Origin of the sequence: Microcoleus sp. B5-D4, from assembly GCF_036705145.1 — a bacterium.
Classification (GTDB): Bacteria; Cyanobacteriota; Cyanobacteriia; order Cyanobacteriales; family Microcoleaceae; genus Microcoleus.
In genome coordinates this window covers 86811-87101 of the sequence record NZ_JAUBTV010000023.1, presented here as the reverse complement: position 1 = coordinate 87101, position 291 = coordinate 86811, and the positions used below count along the sequence as shown (strand labels likewise).

The window sequence follows — 291 nt, the reverse complement described above, 5'->3', positions numbered from 1 at the left end:
GCTTGGTCTGGTGAGGGCAGGGTGTTGATGGTGTAAGAGGCGATCGACCCGTCGGGGTCGCTTCCTCCCAATCCTGTCACTAACTGGCTGCTGTTGGGCGCGAGGCTGGAGTTGGCATTCTTGGCAACTGGCGGTTGGTTGTCAGTTGGTGTTGTGGGAGTCGGTGTGGGAGTTGGTGTTGTGGGAGTCGGTGTGGGAGTTGGTGTTGTGGGAGTCGGTGTGGGAGTCGGTGTGGGAGTTGGTGTTGTGGGAGTCGGTGTGGGAGTTGGTGTTGTGGGAGTCGGTGTGGGA

1 protein-coding gene is annotated in these 291 nt (G+C 59.8%); it reads right to left on the bottom strand.

Annotated features, from left to right (window positions below; all coding sequences use genetic code 11):
• Window positions 1-291, bottom strand: a 291-nt coding sequence (locus QUB10_RS13720; protein WP_333202862.1) for a hypothetical protein, incomplete at both ends; no start/stop codon positions are given.